The sequence below is a fragment of the Streptomyces sp. NBC_00568 genome (genome assembly GCF_026341855.1).
GTDB lineage: Bacteria > Actinomycetota > Actinomycetes > Streptomycetales > Streptomycetaceae > Streptomyces.
The window spans coordinates 723,393-740,438 of record NZ_JAPENW010000001.1 but is presented as its reverse complement, the minus strand read 5'-3'; the positions used below and the strand labels follow the sequence as shown (position 1 = coordinate 740,438).

Annotated in this window: 18 protein-coding genes; 6 read left to right on the top strand and 12 right to left on the bottom strand. The window is 70.5% G+C overall.

The features are described from left to right. The first annotated feature begins 32 nt into the window (after positions 1–32). Positions 33–1,232 (top strand): macrolide-inactivating glycosyltransferase, encoded by a 1,200-nt coding sequence (gene mgt / locus OOK38_RS03165; protein WP_266763606.1) that lies wholly within the window; start codon positions 33–35, stop codon positions 1,230–1,232. Between the two features lie 117 nt (positions 1,233–1,349). Here mgt and OOK38_RS03160 read toward each other — a convergent pair whose 3' ends face one another. Then, positions 1,350–3,632, bottom strand: a complete 2,283-nt coding sequence (locus OOK38_RS03160) for an MMPL family transporter (RefSeq protein ID WP_266763607.1) — start codon at positions 3,630–3,632, stop codon at positions 1,350–1,352. 298 nt (positions 3,633–3,930) lie between these two features. Here OOK38_RS03160 and OOK38_RS03155 point away from each other — a divergent pair, with 298 nt between their 5' ends. The 5 genes from OOK38_RS03155 (at position 3,931) to OOK38_RS03135 (ending at position 7,374) form a co-directional block, all read left to right on the top strand. Further along, positions 3,931–4,479, top strand: coding sequence for a DUF1697 domain-containing protein (locus tag OOK38_RS03155; RefSeq protein ID WP_266763608.1), 549 nt, complete (start codon positions 3,931–3,933; stop codon positions 4,477–4,479). Next, entirely contained in the window at positions 4,472–4,843 is a 372-nt protein-coding gene (locus OOK38_RS03150) for a nuclear transport factor 2 family protein (RefSeq protein ID WP_266763609.1), read from the top strand. The genes OOK38_RS03155 and OOK38_RS03150 overlap by 8 nt, the downstream gene beginning before the upstream one ends. A gap of 48 nt (positions 4,844–4,891) precedes the next feature. Beyond that, positions 4,892–5,929 carry a ketopantoate reductase family protein gene (locus OOK38_RS03145; protein ID WP_266763610.1) on the top strand — a complete coding sequence of 346 codons (1,038 nt, stop codon included), beginning with the start codon at positions 4,892–4,894 and terminating at the stop codon, positions 5,927–5,929. A 10-nt stretch (positions 5,930–5,939) separates the two neighbouring features. Next, on the top strand, positions 5,940–6,533 hold the full coding sequence (locus OOK38_RS03140; protein WP_266763611.1) for a TIGR03086 family metal-binding protein: 594 nt from the start codon (positions 5,940–5,942) through the stop codon (positions 6,531–6,533). A 223-nt stretch (positions 6,534–6,756) separates the two neighbouring features. After that, positions 6,757–7,374, top strand: a complete 618-nt coding sequence (locus OOK38_RS03135) for a DsbA family protein (protein ID WP_266763612.1) — start codon at positions 6,757–6,759, stop codon at positions 7,372–7,374. Positions 7,375–7,399: 25 nt separating this feature from the next. Here OOK38_RS03135 and OOK38_RS03130 read toward each other — a convergent pair whose 3' ends face one another. The 11 genes from OOK38_RS03130 to OOK38_RS34485 all read right to left on the bottom strand — a co-directional run bounded on the left by OOK38_RS03130 (position 7,400) and on the right by OOK38_RS34485 (position 16,958). After that, entirely contained in the window at positions 7,400–8,146 is a 747-nt protein-coding gene (locus tag OOK38_RS03130) for a sirohydrochlorin chelatase (RefSeq protein WP_266763613.1), read from the bottom strand. 7 nt (positions 8,147–8,153) lie between these two features. Further along, positions 8,154–9,056, bottom strand: a complete 903-nt coding sequence (locus tag OOK38_RS03125) for an ABC transporter permease (RefSeq protein ID WP_266763614.1) — start codon at positions 9,054–9,056, stop codon at positions 8,154–8,156. Further along, the gene (locus OOK38_RS03120) at positions 9,043–9,831 is read right to left on the bottom strand and encodes an ABC transporter ATP-binding protein (RefSeq protein WP_266763615.1); all 789 of its coding nucleotides are present in this window, start codon (positions 9,829–9,831) and stop codon (positions 9,043–9,045) included. Before OOK38_RS03120 ends, OOK38_RS03125 begins: the two co-directional genes overlap by 14 nt. A gap of 36 nt (positions 9,832–9,867) precedes the next feature. Beyond that, positions 9,868–10,977, bottom strand: coding sequence for an aliphatic sulfonate ABC transporter substrate-binding protein (locus tag OOK38_RS03115; RefSeq protein ID WP_266765904.1), 1,110 nt, complete (start codon positions 10,975–10,977; stop codon positions 9,868–9,870). Between the two features lie 277 nt (positions 10,978–11,254). Next, positions 11,255–12,610 carry a sulfate adenylyltransferase subunit 1 gene (locus OOK38_RS03110; RefSeq protein WP_266763616.1) on the bottom strand — a complete coding sequence of 452 codons (1,356 nt, stop codon included), beginning with the start codon at positions 12,608–12,610 and terminating at the stop codon, positions 11,255–11,257. A gap of 2 nt (positions 12,611–12,612) precedes the next feature. Continuing rightward, on the bottom strand, positions 12,613–13,551 hold the full coding sequence (gene cysD, locus OOK38_RS03105) for a sulfate adenylyltransferase subunit CysD (RefSeq protein ID WP_266763617.1): 939 nt from the start codon (positions 13,549–13,551) through the stop codon (positions 12,613–12,615). After that, positions 13,548–14,156 (bottom strand): adenylyl-sulfate kinase, encoded by a 609-nt coding sequence (gene cysC / locus OOK38_RS03100; protein ID WP_266763618.1) that lies wholly within the window; start codon positions 14,154–14,156, stop codon positions 13,548–13,550. Before cysC ends, cysD begins: the two co-directional genes overlap by 4 nt. Next, positions 14,153–14,872 carry a phosphoadenylyl-sulfate reductase gene (locus OOK38_RS03095; RefSeq protein WP_266763619.1) on the bottom strand — a complete coding sequence of 240 codons (720 nt, stop codon included), beginning with the start codon at positions 14,870–14,872 and terminating at the stop codon, positions 14,153–14,155. The genes cysC and OOK38_RS03095 overlap by 4 nt, the downstream gene beginning before the upstream one ends. Beyond that, positions 14,869–15,048, bottom strand: a complete 180-nt coding sequence (locus OOK38_RS03090; protein WP_266763620.1) for a hypothetical protein — start codon at positions 15,046–15,048, stop codon at positions 14,869–14,871. Before OOK38_RS03090 ends, OOK38_RS03095 begins: the two co-directional genes overlap by 4 nt. After that, positions 15,045–16,739 carry a nitrite/sulfite reductase gene (locus OOK38_RS03085; RefSeq protein ID WP_266763621.1) on the bottom strand — a complete coding sequence of 565 codons (1,695 nt, stop codon included), beginning with the start codon at positions 16,737–16,739 and terminating at the stop codon, positions 15,045–15,047. Before OOK38_RS03085 ends, OOK38_RS03090 begins: the two co-directional genes overlap by 4 nt. Before the next feature lie 135 nt (positions 16,740–16,874). Next, positions 16,875–16,958: a putative leader peptide gene (locus OOK38_RS34485; RefSeq protein ID WP_309486338.1), complete on the bottom strand. Its 84-nt coding sequence runs from the start codon at positions 16,956–16,958 to the stop codon at positions 16,875–16,877. Positions 16,959–17,046 lie beyond the last annotated feature (88 nt).

Below are 17,046 nucleotides of genomic sequence, written 5' to 3'. Positions count from 1 at the left end.
ACGATACGTATCGTCTCGCTTAGGCTCGGCGCATGACCACTCGACCCGCCCATATCGCCATGTTCTCCATCGCCGCCCAGGGCCATGTGAACCCGAGCATCGAAGTGATCAGGGAACTCGTCGCCCGCGGCCACCGTGTCACGTACGCGATTCCGCCCGCGTTCGCCGACCGGATCGCCGAGACGGGCGCGGAACCGAAGCCGTGGAACTCGACGCTGCCCACCGACGACGATCCGGACGCGTGGGGGACCGAGCTGATCGACAACATCGAGCCGTTCCTGGCGGACGCCCTGCAGGCCGAGCCGCAGCTCGCGGCGGCCTACGCGGGGGACGAGCCGGATCTGGTGCTGTACGACATCACCGCCTATCCCGCCCGGGTGCTCGCCCATCGCTGGGGTGTCCCGATCGTGCAGCTCTCACCGAACCTGGTGGCCTGGGAGGGCTACGAGGAGGAGGTCGGCAAGCCGCTGTTCGAGCCGCTCAAGCAGACCCCGCGCGGCAAGGCGTTCTACGAGACCTTCGCCGGCTGGATCGCCGAGAACGGCATGGACCTGAGCGTCGAGGACTTCATGGGCCGCCCCGACCGCTGCCTCGTCCTCATCCCGCGGGTCCTTCAGCCGAACGCCGACCGCGTCGACGAGCGGCGCTACTCCTTCGTCGGAGCCTGTCAGGGCGACCGTGCCGCGCAGGGGGAGTGGCGGCGGCCCGCCGGTGCCGGGCGGGTGCTGCTCGTGTCACTGGGTTCCAGCTTCACCAAGCAGCCCGCCTTCTACCGCGCGTGCGCCGAGGCCTTCGAAGACGTGCCGGACTGGCATGTCGTGCTGCAGATCGGAAAGTTCGTCGACCCGGCGGAGCTGGGCGAGCTGCCCGGCAACGTGGAGGTGCACCCGTGGGTGCCGCAGCTCTCGGTCCTCCGGCAGGCCGACGCGTTCATCACCCACGCGGGCGCGGGCGGCAGCCAGGAGGGACTGGCCACCGGCACGCCGATGGTGGCCGTACCGCAGGCGGTCGACCAGTTCGGCAACGCCGACATGCTCCAGGCGCTCGGCGTCGCCCGCCACCTCCCCATGGAGGAGGCCACCGCCGCCACCCTGCGCGAGGCCGTCCTCGCGGTGGCCGACGATCCCGAAGTGGTGCGCCGGCTGCGGGAGATCCGCGAACGGATGGCCGAGGAGGGAGGCACCCGGCGGGCCGCCGACCTCATCGAGGCGGAACTGCGCGCGCGGACGTGAACCACGCGCGAAGGGCCCGTCGGCCCCTTCCCCGGAGGGAGGGGGCCGACGGGCCCTGAGAGACCGACAGGCCCTGGAGGACGCCGAGTCGCTCCGGCCGGTGGTTCCGGTGGCCTGCTACACCCCGGCCCGCTCGCCCTCGATCGTCACCGGCGCCGGAGCCGCGACGGCCTCCGGTGACTCGTCGTGCGTGAGGTCGGGCATCCGGTCCAGCCACTTCGGCAGGTACCAGTTGTGCTCGCCGAGCAGCGCCATCACCGCGGGGAGCAGCACACCCCGGATGATCGTCGCGTCGATGAGCACCGCGGCCGCCAGGCCCACACCCATCTGCTTCATGGACTGCATGGACAGCGTTCCGAAGATCGCGAAGACGGCGACCATGATGACGGCGGCGCTGGTGACGACACCGGCCGTGGTGACCACTCCGTGCCGGATCGCGTCCTTGGTGCTGCGGCCCCGCAGCCGTGCCTCACGGATCCGGGAGACCACGAACACGTGGTAGTCCATCGAGAGCCCGAAGAGGATCACGAAGAGGAACAGCGGCAGCCAGGTGACGATCGCGCCGACGCCCTCCGCGCCCACCAGGGACGCGCCCCAGCCGTGCTGGAAGACCGCGACCAGGATGCCGTAGGCGGCCGCCACGGAGAGGAGGTTGAGGACGATCGAGGTGATGGCGATCGTCAGCGAGCGGAAGGAGAGCAGCATCAGGATGAAGGCGAAGACGACCACGAAGGCGAAGACCGGGGTCACCGAGCCGACCAGCTGGTCGTTGAAGTCGTGCGATCCCGCGACCTGCCCGGTGATCGGAGCCTCCACGCCGTCGACCTTGCCGAGTGTCTCCGGGCGCACCGTGTCGCGCAGCAGCTCCAGGCTCTTCTCCGCCTTGTCCTGATCGGAACCGCCGACCAGCGGGACGTAGACGAAGGCGACGTTGTGCTCCGCGTGCACCTTGATGTCGACCGGACCGCGCGAGGCGCCCGAACTGATCGCCGCCGCACGGAAGTCGGTGAGCGCCGCCTTCACATCGGCGGCGTTGATGTCCCGCGCCTTGACGACCACCTCGGCCGGCTCGGAGCCGCCGGGGAAGGCGTCGTTGACCCGGTTGTACGTGCCCACGATCGGCAGCGAGTCGCCGAACTCCTTGTCCAGGGTGAGCTGCTGGGTCTTCATGCCGAGTGCCGGAGCGGCGATGGCGAGCAGCGTGCCCGTCGCGACGACCAGGGAGATCGCGGGCCGGGCGAGCACGACGCGCAGGACGGCACTCCAGAACCGGCTGCCCTGGTCGGCCGGACGACGGTTGCTCCGGCCGCCGTTCGCGCCGCGCCGCTTGGCCCGGCGCAGGAACGGGAGGCGGCCCTTCTCGACCCGCTCGCCGAGCAGGGAGAGCAGCGCGGGCAGCACGGTGACCGAACCGACCATGGCGACGGCGACGACCATCAGCGAGGCCAGGCCCATCGCCTCGAACTCGGCGAGCCCGGTGAAGAGCATGCCCGCCATCGCCACGCACACGGTGACACCGGAGACGATGATGGCGCGGCCACTGGTCGCGGCGGCGATCCGCAGCGCGGTGGCGGCGTCGCGGCCCGCCTCGCGCTCCTCGCGCTCACGCCGCAGATAGAACAGGCAGTAGTCGACACCGACGGCCAGACCCACCAGCAGCATCACGGAGTTGGCCGTGTCGCTCATCGGCATCAGGTGGCTGACGACGCCCATCAGACCCATCGTCGCCATGATGGCGGTGACCGCGAGCGCCACCGGAAGCAGCGCGGCGACCAGCGCGCCGAACGCGATCAGCAGGATGCCGAGCGCGACGGGCACGGCGGAGAGTTCGGCCTTCTGGAAGTCGTCGCCGAACGCGTCGTCGTACTGCTTCATCATGCTGGCGCCGCCGATCTCCTCGATCCGCAGCCCGGCATGGTCCTTCTGCACGCCCTTCACGGCGTTCAGCACGGGCTCGACGCGCTCGCCCGCCGTCTCGGAGTCGCCGCGCATGTCGAACTGCACGAGCGCGCTGCGGCCGTCCTTCGAGATCGTCTTCGTGTCGTACGGCGATGTCACGTCCGTGACCTTGCCGGTGGCGCCGACCGCCTCGACGACCGCGGCGACCGCGCTCCGGAACTCCGCGTCCGTGGCCTTGGTGCCCGCGTCCTTCGCCTGGATCAGGACCGTCTCGCCGGCCGGCTCCTTGATGTCGGCGTCCTCGATGATCTTGGCCGCGGTGTGCGTCTCGCCCTTGAGCTGGTCGCTCTCCTTGACGTCGACGCGGCCCGCCGCGGAGCCGAGGCCCATCGCCAGGACGACGAACAGCACCCAGATTCCGACGGCCGCCCATCGGTGGCGGGCGCTCCAGCCGCCTGCTCGCGCGGCGATGCCCCGCACCCGTGTGTCTCCGTTCCCCATGACGGGCCAGCCCCCTTGTGCACGGTGACAACCCCCTGCCGTCACCTTTCGTACTGACGGTATGGGGCGGACAAGCCCGTCTCCTCGTACTGCCTGGTGAACCCTCCGTGCCCCGGCTCCTCCCCGCGGACCCCGGGGTCTCCGCACTGGGGAGGACGGAGGCCCCTTACACGTATTGGCCCTTCTCGGGGACGCCGCTCAGGGACGATCACGTCCTGGAGGCCGCCGCGCGGCCCCGTGGCACCCCGGCCGTCGTGCCCACCCCCGCGGGGCACGACGCCCGTTTTATGGTGTGCGGATGACGACGACGTACGCGGCGCTGTTGCGCGGCATCAATGTGGGCGGTGCGAAGAAGGTGCCGATGGCCGAGCTCCGCACCCTGATGGAAGGACTTGGGTACGGCGACGTCCGTACGTATCTCCAGAGCGGGAACGCGGTGTTCAGCAGCGGCCACGGCGACGAGGACTCCCTCGCCGAGGAACTCTCCGGGGCCATCGAGAAGCACTTCGGGTTCGGCGTCGGCGTGCTCGTCCGTGATCACGGCTATCTGCGGACCGTCCGGGAGGCGTGCCCGTTCCCGGCCGCCGAACTGGAGGCCAAGCAGCTGCACATCACGTACTTCTCGGACCCCGTCGACGCCGGGCGCTTCGCCTCCGTCGAGCCCGCGGTCTTCCTCCCCGAGGAGTTCCGCCTGGGGGACCGCGTCCTCTACCTGTACGCACCCGACGGTCTCGGCCGCTCCAAGCTGGCGGAGGCCCTGGCGAAGCCCAGGCTCCTCAAGGGCGTCCTCGCCACCACACGGAACTGGAACACCGTCGTCAAACTGGAGGAACTGACCGGTGCCTGAGCGCAATGCCGCCGTCGAGGCCGCCATCGAGGGCGAACTGCGCCTGCTCGACCCGGCGGTCCGCCGCTCGCCCGACCTCGTCGGCGCGCTGCTGCACCCCGAGTTCTACGAGTTCGGCCTGTCCGGACGCATCTGGGACCGCGCCTCGATCGTCGCGTCGCTGGCCGCGGAGACGGAGACCGGGAGCCGCAGTACGACCTCGCGCATGAGGGGTGTCCAGCTCGCCGCCGACCTGGTCCATCTGACGTTCGACACCGAGAACAACGGCCGCCGCGCGCACCGGAGTTCGCTGTGGCGGCTGACCGGGAACGAATGGCTCCTGTACTTCCACCAGGGCACCCCGTTCGGCGTCGTCGAAGGGTGACCCGCCGAACCCGCTGCCCGCTACACCCTTCTGTGCGAGGCTCGTCGTATGCGCTACGTCATCATCGGGGCCGGGGCGGTCGGCGGAGCTGTCGGGGGCCGGCTCGCCGAGGCGGGGCACGAGGTCGTCCTCGTGGCCCGGGGCGCGCATCTCGCGGCGCTGCGTGCCGACGGGCTGCGGTTCGTGACCCCCGAGGGCCCGCGCACCCACCGGCTCCCCGCGGTCGACGGACCGGAGGCGCTCGGGGAACTGCGCGCGGACGACGTGCTGGTCCTCACCGTGAAGACCCAGGACAGCGAGGCGGCCCTGCGGGACTGGGGACCGAGTCCGGTCGCGGGCGGCGGCACGGCCGCCGAGCGGCTGCCGGTGGTCTGCGCGCAGAACGGCGTCGAGAGCCGCCGTCTGGCGCTGCGCCGCTTCCGCCGGGTGTACGGGGTCTGCGTCTGGCTCCCCGCCACCTTCGTCGAACCCGGCGTCGTCGCGGCGCCCGGCTCCCCGCTCACCGGCATCCTGCACCTCGGCCGGGTTCCGCACGGCACCGACGACACGGTCCGCCGGATCGCCGCGGACCTGGAGACGGCGCACTTCGAGGCGCCGGTCGTTCCGGACGTGGCGCGCTGGCAGTACGCCAAGCTCCTGGGCAATCTCGCCAACGCGATCGAGGCGGTCAGCGGGGTCCTCACCGGCGAGGAGGGCCTGGCGCTCTTCGCGCGGGTACGGGCGGAGGGCGCGGCGGTGCTCGACGCGGCCGGTATCGCCTACGCCGGCGAGGAGGAGCAGAGCCGGGCCCGCGCCGACAAGATCACCTTCAAGCCCTTCGACGGCTCCGAGCGCGGCGCGGGCTCCTCCTGGCAGTCCCTGCACCGCGGCACCGGCACCATCGAGGCCGACTACCTGAACGGCGAGATCGCGCTCCTGGGCCGGCTGCACGGCGTACCGACCCCGCTCAACGACCTGCTCCAGCGGCTGGCCAACACCTTCGCGCGCGAACGCCGGGCGGCGGGGTCGATGCCGGTGACGGAGCTCGTGCGGCTGGCCGACGAGGCTGTCGCGTTTGTTCAAGAGGAGCGGGCGCCGCGTCCCTAGCGTGGAACCCATGAACGATCCGTACAAGAACGTGTATCCGCACATGGTCGAATGCGCCGCCGAGGCCGCCCGTGTGGCCCGCGGTGTCACGGCGGCGCAGCTGTCCCGGTCCTCGCACTGCACGGACTGGGACGTCCGCACCCTGGTCAACCACTGGGTCCTCTACACGGCGCACGGACTCGAGCACCGGGCCCTGCGCAAGCAGCTCCCCGAGGAGCTGACCGCGCGCGACTTCACGGCCGAACCCGGCTGGGCCGAGGCCTACGCCGAGCAGCTCGACCGCGCGGTCGCCGCCTGGGACGACCCCGCCGTGTGGGACGGCGAGGTCGACATCGGCGTGGCGAAGATGCCCGCCGCGGAGATCGCCTCGATGGTCGTGAAGGAGATGGCGGTGCACGGCTGGGACGTCGCCGCGGCCACCGGCCAGCCGTTCCGTGTCTCGGACGGCGCGGCACGGTTCGTCCTGGACGTGGTCGACACCCATGCCGAGCTCTACCGCCGCTACGACGGCTTCGCCGACCCGGTGGACGTGCCCGACGACGCGCCCGTGTTCGAGCGCGCCCTCGCCCACAGCGGCCGCGATCCGCGCTGGTCCACGGCGTAGGAAGCCTGGTCCGGCGGATGAGAAGGCCTGGTCCGGCGTGTGAGGAGAGACGCCGGGGCAGCCGAGTGAGGAGACCTGGTCCGCCGTGCGGGCGGACGGAGGCTCCCGGTCGGCCGCCGCTGGTCCGGCGCAGGCGAAGACGCGGTCCGGCGGCGATTGGGCCAAGGATTCCGCGAGCAATTGGGCCGGGATTCTGTGCCAATGCGTGACTAGCCTCGACCGCATGACGACCACCTCGCCCACCCGCGTCGACTTCTGGTTCGACCCCGCCTGTCCCTTCGCCTGGATCACCTCACGCTGGATGCTGGAGGTCGAGCGGGAGCGTCCGCTCGACCTCCGCTTCCACGCGATGAGCCTGTACCTGCACAACATCGGCAACGAACTGCCCGGCTGGTACCGCGAGTTGGTGGACAAGTCCATCGGTCCGGTACGGGTCGCGGTGGCCGCGGCCGAGCAGCACGGCGAGAAGGTGCTGCGCGATCTCTACACCGCCTTCGGCACCCGCATCCATCTGCGCGAGGTGAAGGACTTCGACGCCGTCGTCGCCGAGTCGCTCGCCGAGCTCGGACTCCCGGCCGAACTGGCCGACGCGGCCCACGACCCCTCGTACGACGAGGCGGTGCGCCGCAGCCATGACGCCGGCACCGAGCGGGACTCCGGCGCCTATGTGGGGACTCCCACCCTTCACGTCGATGGAACGGTGTGGTTCGGCCCGGTGCTCCGGGCCGTCCCGCGCGGTGAGAAGGCCGCCGAACTGTTCGACAGCTTCCGTGTCCTCGCCGCCCACCCCGACTTCTTCGAGCTCAAGAGGACCCGCACGGGCGGGCTCGCCTTCGACTGATCCCGCCCCGCGGCAGCCGGGGGATTCAGGCGCCGATCGCCTGCAAGGACGGCATCCGGGCCTCGTCGTAGCGGTCCAGCAGGACCCGCGCGACCTCCGGCGCGGGACCGAGGACATCGGCGAGGACGTCGGCCCCGGCGGCACCCCGGGCGATCCGGTCCGGCAGGAAACCGGGGGCCAGGACGTACGGGGCGACGGCGACGCGCTCACAGCCGAGGGCGCGGAGTTCGCGGACGGCGTCCTCGGTGCGGGGAAGGGATGCGGAGGCGAACGCAGGCCGCACGGCGCACCAACCGGTGTGCCGCCACTCCCGCGCGATTTCTGCGATCACTGCGATCGCCTCCGGGTCGGTGGACCCCGCCGAGGCCAGCACGACCCCGGTCGAGGACTTGTCGGCGGGCGTCAGCCCGGCCTCGTACAGGCGGCGTTCGAGCGCGGCCGTCAGCAGCGGGGAGGGGCCGAGCACCTCCGCCTGCCGGACGCGCAGGCGCGACGGTGCCTCCCGCAGCACCGCCGGGATGTCCGACTTGGCGTGGAAGGCGCGGGTCAGCAGCAGCGGCAGGGCCACCACGTCGCGAACGCCCTCGGCCGCCAGGGAGTTCAGCACCCCCTGCACGGAAGGGATGTTGAAGTCCAGGAAGGCGGTCTCCACGCGCAGGCCGGGGCGCTGGGCGCGCACCCTTCGTACCAGGGCATGCACCGTCGCGGCGTGCCGCGGGTCGCGGCTGCCGTGGGCGATGACGACGAGGACGGGGCGCTCCGGCCTGCTCATGACGGGGTCAGCCCTTCACCAGGAGTCCGCGGCTGCGCAGTACCCGCCGCTCCACCGGGCTGAAGATCAGCAGGTCGATGGCGATACCGACGAACAGGATGAGGAAGATGGCGAGGAAGACCATCGGCATGGAGCTGGCGTTGCGGCCGTTCTCCAGCAACTGGCCGAGGCCCACGCCGAGGTCGGGGGAGGAGGCGATGATCTCCGCGGCCATCAGGGAGCGCCACGAGAACGCCCAGCCCTGCTTCAGACCGGCCAGGTAGCCGGGCAGCGCGGCCGGCATCACGATGTGCCAGGTCCCGCGCAGGCCCGTAGCACCCATCGTGCGGCCCGCCCGCAGGAACAGCGGCGGCACCTGGTCCACGCCCGACACCAGCCCGTTGGCGATCGACGGGACGGCGCCGAGCAGGATCACCGCGTACATCATCGAGTTGTTCAGACCCAGCCAGATCACGGCCGGCGGCACCCAGGCCACCGAGGGCAGGGACTGCAGGCCCGACAGGATCGGGCCGATCGCGGCGCGCACGAACCTCACCCGGGCCACCAGCAGGCCCAGCGGGGTCCCGATCACCAGGGCGAACAGGAAGCCGAGCAGACCCCGCGAGACGCTGGTCCAGATGTAGTCGAGCAGCGTGCCCTGGAGCCAGGCGTCCTGGACCTCGGCCCAGACGTCGGACGGCGAGGGCAGCTTGGTCGGGTCATCGACGATCTTGAACGTGATCAGTGCCTGCCACGCCACGAGGACGATCGCGAACGCGACGAGCGGCGGGAGCACCTTCTGCCGGAACGTCGTGCCGAAGGACCTGCGGCCGGCGACGGAGGACTCGAGCGCGTCGAGGCCCGCCTCCAGACCGCCCAGCCCGTCGTTGTCCTTGACGGCGGCGTCGGCCTTCGTCTCAGTGCTGGCCATGGCGGCGGATCTCCCCACGCAGTTCTTCGGTGATCTCGATGGACAGTTCCGCCACGGGGGCGTCCTCGATGCGGCGCGGCTGCGGAATGTCCACCGTCCACTCGCGGGCGATGCGCCCCGGGCGCGAGGACAGCAGGACCACGCGCTGCGCGAGTCGCACCGCCTCGCGGACGTTGTGCGTGACGAACAGGACGGACAGACCCGTCTCGCGCCAGATCCGGGTCAGCTCGTCGTGCAGCACGTCCCGGGTGATCGCGTCCAGCGCCGCGAACGGCTCGTCCATCAGCAGGATCTGGCTGTCCTGCGCGAGCGCCCGGGCCAGCGCCACGCGCTGGCGCATACCGCCGGACAGCTCGTGCACCCGCTTGCCGTACGCGCCCTTCAGGCGGACGAGTTCGAGCAGTTCCTCGGTCCGGCCCTGCCGCTCGGCCTTCGGAACCCCCCTGAGCTTCAGGGCGAGTTCGATGTTCTTGCCCGCGGTCAGCCACGGGAAGAGGGCGTGCTCCTGGAACATCAGAGCCGGGCGCCCGTTGGTGGTTATGCCTCCGGCGGAGGGCTTGTCGAGCCCCGCCACCAGGTTCAGCAGCGTGGACTTGCCACACCCCGAGGCCCCCAGGAGGGTGACGAACTCACCCGGCGCGACATCGAGAGTGATGTCGTCGAGGACGAGCTGGGGCCCCGCCGGTCCGGCGAAGGACTTCGAGACGTGCTCGATGCGGGCGGCGTACTCCGTCGTGTCGGCGCCGTCGGCGGCCTTGGCGAGCGTCGTGGCCATGGTCGTCACCTCCTGGGAACTCACTGGGATCCGGACTTACTTGACGCCGAGACCGGCGTCGTCGACCGTGCTCTCGCCCGCGGCCGCGAGGACCTTGTTCAGGAGCGTGAGGTCATAGATGCCGGTCAGGTTCGGCTTCTCCAGGAGACCGGCCTTCACCGCGTGGTCCGCCTCGGAGTTCAGCGTCGAGGCCAGCGGGTCGTTGGTGATCTGGATGGACTTCCAGGCCGGGTCGAGGACGTCGGCCGGCAGCGCCTTGCCCGAGTCGGCCTCCAGCTGCTTGTTCGCCGAGGCCTTCGCGTCGTCCGGGTTGGCGTTGATCCACTTGTTGGTCTCGACCGAGCCCTCGAGGACCGCCTCGACGACCTTCGGGTGCTCCTTGAGGAACTTCTGCGACACGATGATGTTCGTGATCACGAACTTCTTGTCGGGCCACAGGTCCCGCTCGTCGAGCAGCACCTTGCCGCCCTCGGCGACCAGCTTGGACGCGGTCGGCTCCGGCACCCAGGCGCCGTCGATGGAGCCGGACTTGTAGGCGTCCGGAGTGATCTTGTTGTCGGTGCGGACGACCGACACATCACCCTTGCCGCTCTGCGCGTCGACCTTCCAGCCCTGCTCCGCGGCCCAGTTGAGGAACGCGACGTCCTGCGTGTTGCCGAGCTGCGGCGTCGCGATCTTCTTGCCCTTGACGTCCTTCAGGGACTTGATCTTCTTGGGGTTGACCACGAGCTTGACGCCGCCCGAGGCCGAACCGCCGATGATGCGCAGGCTCTTGCCCTCGGACTTCGTGAAGCCGTTGATCGACGGCGAGGGGCCGATCCAGCCGATGTCGATGGAGCCCGAGTTGAGCGCCTCGATCTCGGACGGGCCGGCGTTGAAGATCTGGTACTTCGCCTCGGTGGCGCCGAGCTTCTTCTGGAAGAAGCCCTTCTGGTTGCCGACCAGCGCGGTGGCGTGCGTGAGGTTGCCGAAGTAGCCGATCTTCACGGAGTCGAGACCGTCGATCTTCTTCGAACCGGCGGCGACCTTCGCCTTGGTGTCGTCCTTCGCGTCGGAGCCGTAGCTGCAGGCGGCGAGGGCGAGGAGGGGGAGAGCGGTGGCGGCGGCGATGCCGCGGCGCACCAGAGCGGAGCGGTTGGAGCGGATGGCAGGCACGGGAGGTGTTCCTCTCGTTGGCCCGGCGGTCACGTTTTCAGTCGTGGCCGGGAAGGTCGGCAGGTCTTCGTCTCATCCGGGGTGGGGGTACCGCCCTGTTCGAGCGAAGCCGAGAACTTGGGGGAGGGTGGGGGGACGGGGCGCGCAGGCAGTGCGCGTACGTCATCGCGCACATCGCGCGACTCCGCCCTGCCCGCTGCCGAGGGCGCCGCTGCCGACGCGGCCGCCCTCCTTCGCGAACGTGGAGTAGATGTCGATGGGGTTCATGTCAGAAGTCCCAACCGTCGTCGTCGGACTCGTCCTTGACCGGCTGCGGCGCGGCGAAGGACTCGCCGACCATGCCCGCGGTCAGCGTGGTGCCGTCGGCCGGGTCGATCAGGATGAACGCGCCGGTGCGCCGGGAGTCGGCGTACGCGTCGAGCGGGAGCGGCTCGGCGGTGCGGATCTTGACGCGGCCGATGTCGTTGGCGACCAGCCGGCCCGGGTGCGGGTGCAGCGAGAGGTCGTCCAGGGTCAGCCGGGAGGGGATGTCCTTGACGATCGCCTTGACCGTGCGGGTGCCGTGCTTGAGCAGCACCCGGTGGCCGACGGTGAGCGGCTCGTCCGCCACATGGCAGACGGTCGCCTCGACGTCCTGCGTGGTCGGGGGCGCGTCCTTGCTCGGCACGAGCAGATCACCGCGCGAGATGTCGATGTCGTCCTCCAGCAGGAGGGTCACCGACTGCGGGGTCCACGCGATGTCGACCGGCTTGCCCAGCAGGTCGATCCCGGCGACCTTCGAGGTGCGCCCGGACGGCAGCACGGTGACGCTCTCGCCGACGCGGAAGGAACCGGCCGCGATCTGACCGGCGTACCCCCGGTAGTCCGGGTGCTCGGCGGTCTGCGGGCGGATCACGTACTGCACGGGCAGCCGTGCGTGGCAGTGCGCCAGGTCGTGGCTGACCGGCACGGTCTCCAGGTGCTCCAGGACCGTCGGGCCGCCGTACCAGTCCATGTTCGCGGAGGCGTCCACCACGTTGTCACCGGCGAGAGCCGAGATCGGGATCGCGGTGATCTCGGGGACGCCCAGCTCGGAGGCGTACGCCGTGAACTCCTCGGCGATCGCCGCGAAGACGGACTCCTTGTACTCGACGAGGTCCATCTTGTTCACGGCGAGGACGACGTGCGGGACGCGCAGCAGCGCGGCGACGGCGGCGTGCCGGCGGGTCTGCTCGATGACGCCGTTGCGGGCGTCCACGAGCACGACGGCCAGGTCGGCGGTGGAGGCGCCGGTGACCATGTTGCGGGTGTACTGCACATGGCCGGGGGTGTCGGCGAGGATGAAACGGCGGCGCGCGGTGGCGAAGTAGCGGTAGGCGACGTCGATGGTGATGCCCTGCTCGCGCTCGGCGCGCAGGCCGTCGGTGAGCAGCGCGAGGTCCGGAGCGTCCTGCCCGCGGCTCGCCGAGGCGCGCTCGACGGCCTCCAGCTGGTCCGTGAGGATCGACTTGGAGTCGTGCAGCAGTCGTCCGACGAGCGTGGACTTGCCGTCGTCGACGGAGCCCGCGGTCGCGAAACGCAGCAGGGTCGTCGCCGACAACTGCTCGACCGACAGGGGCTCGGTGGGTTCGGTGGTGCTGGTCATGTCTAGAAGTACCCCTCGCGCTTGCGGTCTTCCATCGCGGCCTCGGACACCTTGTCGTCGGCGCGGGTGGCGCCGCGCTCGGTCAGGCGGGAGGCGGCGATCTCGGCGATGACGGCGTCCAGGGTGGTCGCGTCGGAGTCGACCGCACCGGTGCAGGACATGTCGCCCACTGTCCGGTAGCGCACCTGTCGTTTCTCTACAGTCTCGCTCGCGCGGGGCCCGCCCCACTCGCCGGCGGTCAGCCACATGCCGCCCCGCCGGAAGACCTCACGCTCGTGCGCGAAGTAGATGTCGGGGAGTTCGATGCCCTCGCGGGCGATGTACTGCCAGACGTCCAGCTCGGTCCAGTTGGAGAGCGGGAACACGCGGACGTGCTCGCCGGGTGCGTGGCGGCCGTTGTAGAGCTGCCAGAGCTCGGGGCGCTGGCGGCGGGGGTCCCACTGCGAGAACTCGTCCCGCAGCGAGAACACCCGCTCCTTGGCGCGGGCCTTCTCCTCGTCGCGGCGTCCGCCGCCGAAGACCGCGTCGAAGCGCTCGGCCTGGATCTTCTCGGTGAGCGGGAGGGTCTGGAGCGGGTTGCGGGTCCCGTCCGGGCGCTCGCGCAGCACTCCGCGGTCGATGTAGTCCTGCACCGAGGCGACGTGCAGACGCAGGCCGTGCTGTTCCACGGTCCGGTCGCGGTAGCCGAGGACCTCGGGGAAGTTGTGTCCCGTGTCGACGTGCAGCAGCGTGAAGGGGATCGCGGCGGGCGCGAAGGCCTTCAGCGCCAGGTGCAGCATGACGATGGAGTCCTTGCCGCCGGAGAAGAGGATCACCGGCCGTTCGAACTCGCCCGCGACCTCACGGAAGATGTGCACGGCCTCGGACTCCAGCGCGTCCAGGTGCGACAGCGCGTACGGGCTGCGCTGCGTCTCCTCGGAGACACTGGCGACGGTCGTCATGCGAGACCCCTCTCGGTGAGCAGCGCGTGCAGCGCGGCAGCGGACTCCTGCACGGTCTGGGTGTGCGACTCGATCCGCAGATCGGGCGACTCGGGCTCCTCGTACGGGTCGTCGACGCCGGTCAGCCCCGAGATCTCGCCCGCGGCCTGCTTGGCGTACAGCCCCTTCACATCGCGTACGGAGCAGACCTCCACCGGGGTCGCCACGTGCACCTCCAGGTAGGGGGTGCCCCCGGTCTGGTGGCGCCCCCGCACGGCCTCGCGGCTGTCCGCGTAGGGCGCGATCACCGGGACGAGCGCCTTGACGCCGTTGCGGGCGAGGAGTTCGGCGAGGAAGCCGACGCGCTGCACGTTGGTGTGCCGGTCGGCGCGGCTGAAGCCGAGGCCCGCCGAGAGGAACTCGCGGATCTCGTCGCCGTCGAGCACCTCGACACGGTGGCCCTCCTCGCGCAGCCGGCCTGCCAGCTCGTACGCGATGGTGGTCTTGCCGGCACTCGGCAGACCCGTGAGCCAGACGGTGGCTCCGGTCGTCACTTGCTGCTCCTGAGAATTCGTGGGGTCCGCGGCGGGCGCGGTCGTCGTGGGTGCCGTCGTCGTCGCCGTCATCCGTGCAGCCCGCACTCGGTCTTCGAGCGGCCCGCCCAGCGGCCGGCGCGCGCGTCCTCGCCCTCCAGCACCCGGCGGGTGCAGGGCGCGCAGCCGACGGAGGCGTAACCGTCCGTCAGCAGCGGGTTGGTGAGGACCCCGTGCTCGGCGACATACGCGTCGACGTCGTCCTGCGTCCAGCGCGCGATGGGCGAGACCTTGACCTTCTGCCGCTTCTCGTCCCAGCCGACCACCGGGGTGTTCGCCCGGGTCGGGGACTCGTCGCGGCGCAGCCCGGTCGCCCAGGCGTCGTACGCGGTCAGGCCCTCTTCGAGGGGCTTGACCTTGCGCAGGGCGCAGCACAGGTCCGGGTCGCGGTCGTGCAGCTTCGGGCCGTACTCGGCGTCCTGTTCGGCGACCGTCTGGCGCGGGGTGAGCGTGATGACGTCGACGTCCATCACGGCCTCGACCGCGTCACGGGTGCCGATCGTCTCCGGGAAGTGGTAGCCGGTGTCGAGGAAGACCACGCCGACGCGGCTGTCGCCGGGCACCGCGCGGGAGGCGAGATGGGCGACGACGGCGTCCTCCATGGAGGAGGTGACACAGAACTTCTCGCCGAAGGTGTCCACGGCCCATCGGAGGATCTCCAGCGCGGAGGCGTCCTCCAGGTCACGCCCGGCCTGCTCGGCCAGGCTCCTCAAGTCCTCGCCCGTACGCTCTTCCTGAATCGTCGTCATATCTCCGCCCCTCCACGCTCTTCCTGCCGAAGGCCCCGGGACAGCAGCCCGAGGAACTTCAGCTGAAAGGCTCGGTTGCACGACGCGCATTCCCACGCGCCGTGGCCCTCCTCGCTGGGTCGCAGATCCTCGTCCCCGCAGTAGGGGCAGTAGAACGGCGCGGCACGCTCACTCACGACAGGGCCTCCTCGGAGGCGCGCGAGGCCCAGGTGGCGAAGCGCTCGCCGTCCTCGCGCTCCGCCTGGAAACGCTTGAGGACGCGCTCGATGTAGTCGGGCAGTTCGTCCGAAGTCACCTTCAGGCCACGGACCTTGCGGCCGAACCCGGCCTCCAGGCCGAGCGCGCCGCCCAGGTGCACCTGGTATCCCTCGACCTGCTCGCCGCGCTCGTCCAGGACCAACTGGCCCTTGAGACCGATGTCCGCGACCTGGATGCGGGCGCAGGCGTTCGGGCAGCCGTTGATGTTGATGGTGATGGGCTCGTCGAACTCGGGGATGCGGCGCTCGAGTTCGTCGATCAGGGAAGCACCGCGCGCCTTGGTCTCGACGATCGCGAGCTTGCAGTACTCGATACCGGTGCAGGCCATCGTGCCGCGCCGGAAGGTGGAGGGCTTCGCGGTCAGGTCGAGCGCCTCCAGGCCCTCGACGAGCGATTCGATCCGCGTCTCGTCCACGTCGAGCACGATCATCTTCTGCTCGACGGTGGTGCGCAGCCGGCCCGAGCCGTGCGCCTCGGCCAGTTCGGCGATCTTCGTCAGGGTCGCGCCGTCCACGCGGCCGACGCGCGGGGCGAAGCCGACGTAGTACCGGCCGTCCTGCTGCCGGTGCACGCCGACGTGGTCGCGCCAGCGGGCGACCGGCTGGTCGGGGGCGGGGCCGTCGACGAGCTTGCGCTGCAGGTACTCGTCCTCCAGGACCTGGCGGAACTTCTCCACGCCCCAGTCGGCGACCAGGAACTTCAGACGGGCGCGGGTGCGCAGCCGCCGGTAGCCGTAGTCGCGGAAGATCGAGAGGACGCCGATGTGGACGTCCGCGACCTCGTCGAGCGGGACCCAGGCGCCGAGACGCTGGCCGATCTTCGGGTTGGTGGAGAGGCCGCCGCCGACCCAGAGGTCGAAGCCGGGGCCGTGCTCCGGGTGGTTCACGCCGACGAAGGCGACGTCGTTGATCTCGTGCGCCACGTCGAGCAGCGGCGAGCCCGAGATCGCGGTCTTGAACTTGCGGGGCAGGTTCGAGAAGTCCTTGTTGCCGATGACCCGGCGGTGGATCTCCTCGATGGCCGGGGTGCCGTCGAGGATCTCGTCCTCGGCGATGCCGGCGACGGGCGAGCCGAGGATGACGCGGGGCGTGTCACCGCAGGCCTCGGTCGTGGACAGGCCCACGGCCTCCAGGCGGTCCCAGATCTCCGGGACGTCCTCGATGCGGATCCAGTGGTACTGGACGTTCTGCCGGTCGGTGAGGTCGGCGGTGCCGCGCGCGAACTCCTGCGAGATCTCGCCGATGACGCGCAGCTGCTGCGTGGTCAGCCGGCCGCCGTCGATGCGGACGCGCAGCATGAAGTACTTGTCGTCCAGCTCCTCCGGCTCCAGGATCGCGGTCTTGCCGCCGTCGATCCCGGGCTTGCGCTGGGTGTAGAGGCCCCACCAGCGCATCCGTCCGCGCAGGTCGTTGGGGTCGATCGAGTCGAAGCCCCGCTTGGAGTAGACCGTCTCAATGCGTGTCCGCACGTTGAGACCGTCGTCGTCCTTCTTGAACTGCTCGTTGCCGTTGAGCGGGGTGAAGTGACCTACGGCCCACTGACCCTCGCCACGGTGACGGCTCACCTTGCGGCGGGGCGCGGCGGCAGGATTCTCGGGGGTGGCGGCCATGGTTGATACGTCCTTCGAGACTGCGGGACAGGTCTGACTGCGGCTCTGACCTGCGCATACGGGTGCATACGGAAGAATGGGCGCAGCACTGCGCAAGAATCGCAAAAAGGGGGAGAGTCGGCGCTGCTGGGCTGGTCAGCTCGCCGGACAGATGGCGCTGGACATGCGGCCGAGGTCGACGTGCCGCCGACTCACCAAGGCAATTCCAGTTCCAGACATGACGGAAGCGTGTCACGGGGATCTCGGGGCAGTCCACCACCGTCCATTATGCGGACGTGAATGTCCCAAATATTGGGATGATGTGGCG

Excerpts from the sequence above, each read along its gene's own strand:
- OOK38_RS03140 (WP_266763611.1), top strand. The coding sequence starts at position 5,940 with ATGAACGATCCGTACAAGAACGTGTATCCGCACATGGTCGAATGCGCC.
- OOK38_RS34485 (WP_309486338.1), bottom strand. The coding sequence starts at position 16,958 with ATGTCTGGAACTGGAATTGCCTTGGTGAGTCGGCGGCACGTCGACCTC.
- cysC (WP_266763618.1), bottom strand. The coding sequence starts at position 14,156 with ATGACGGCGACGACGACGGCACCCACGACGACCGCGCCCGCCGCGGAC.
- OOK38_RS03110 (WP_266763616.1), bottom strand. The coding sequence starts at position 12,610 with ATGACCAGCACCACCGAACCCACCGAGCCCCTGTCGGTCGAGCAGTTG.
- OOK38_RS03145 (WP_266763610.1), top strand. The coding sequence starts at position 4,892 with ATGCGCTACGTCATCATCGGGGCCGGGGCGGTCGGCGGAGCTGTCGGG.
- OOK38_RS03125 (WP_266763614.1), bottom strand. The coding sequence starts at position 9,056 with ATGGCCAGCACTGAGACGAAGGCCGACGCCGCCGTCAAGGACAACGAC.
- OOK38_RS03120 (WP_266763615.1), bottom strand. The coding sequence starts at position 9,831 with ATGGCCACGACGCTCGCCAAGGCCGCCGACGGCGCCGACACGACGGAG.
- OOK38_RS03135 (WP_266763612.1), top strand. The coding sequence starts at position 6,757 with ATGACGACCACCTCGCCCACCCGCGTCGACTTCTGGTTCGACCCCGCC.
- OOK38_RS03155 (WP_266763608.1), top strand. The coding sequence starts at position 3,931 with ATGACGACGACGTACGCGGCGCTGTTGCGCGGCATCAATGTGGGCGGT.
- OOK38_RS03130 (WP_266763613.1), bottom strand. The coding sequence starts at position 8,146 with ATGAGCAGGCCGGAGCGCCCCGTCCTCGTCGTCATCGCCCACGGCAGC.
- cysD (WP_266763617.1), bottom strand. The coding sequence starts at position 13,551 with ATGACGACCGTCGCCAGTGTCTCCGAGGAGACGCAGCGCAGCCCGTAC.
- OOK38_RS03085 (WP_266763621.1), bottom strand. The coding sequence starts at position 16,739 with ATGGCCGCCACCCCCGAGAATCCTGCCGCCGCGCCCCGCCGCAAGGTG.
- OOK38_RS03095 (WP_266763619.1), bottom strand. The coding sequence starts at position 14,872 with ATGACGACGATTCAGGAAGAGCGTACGGGCGAGGACTTGAGGAGCCTG.
- mgt (WP_266763606.1), top strand. The coding sequence starts at position 33 with ATGACCACTCGACCCGCCCATATCGCCATGTTCTCCATCGCCGCCCAG.
- OOK38_RS03160 (WP_266763607.1), bottom strand. The coding sequence starts at position 3,632 with ATGGGGAACGGAGACACACGGGTGCGGGGCATCGCCGCGCGAGCAGGC.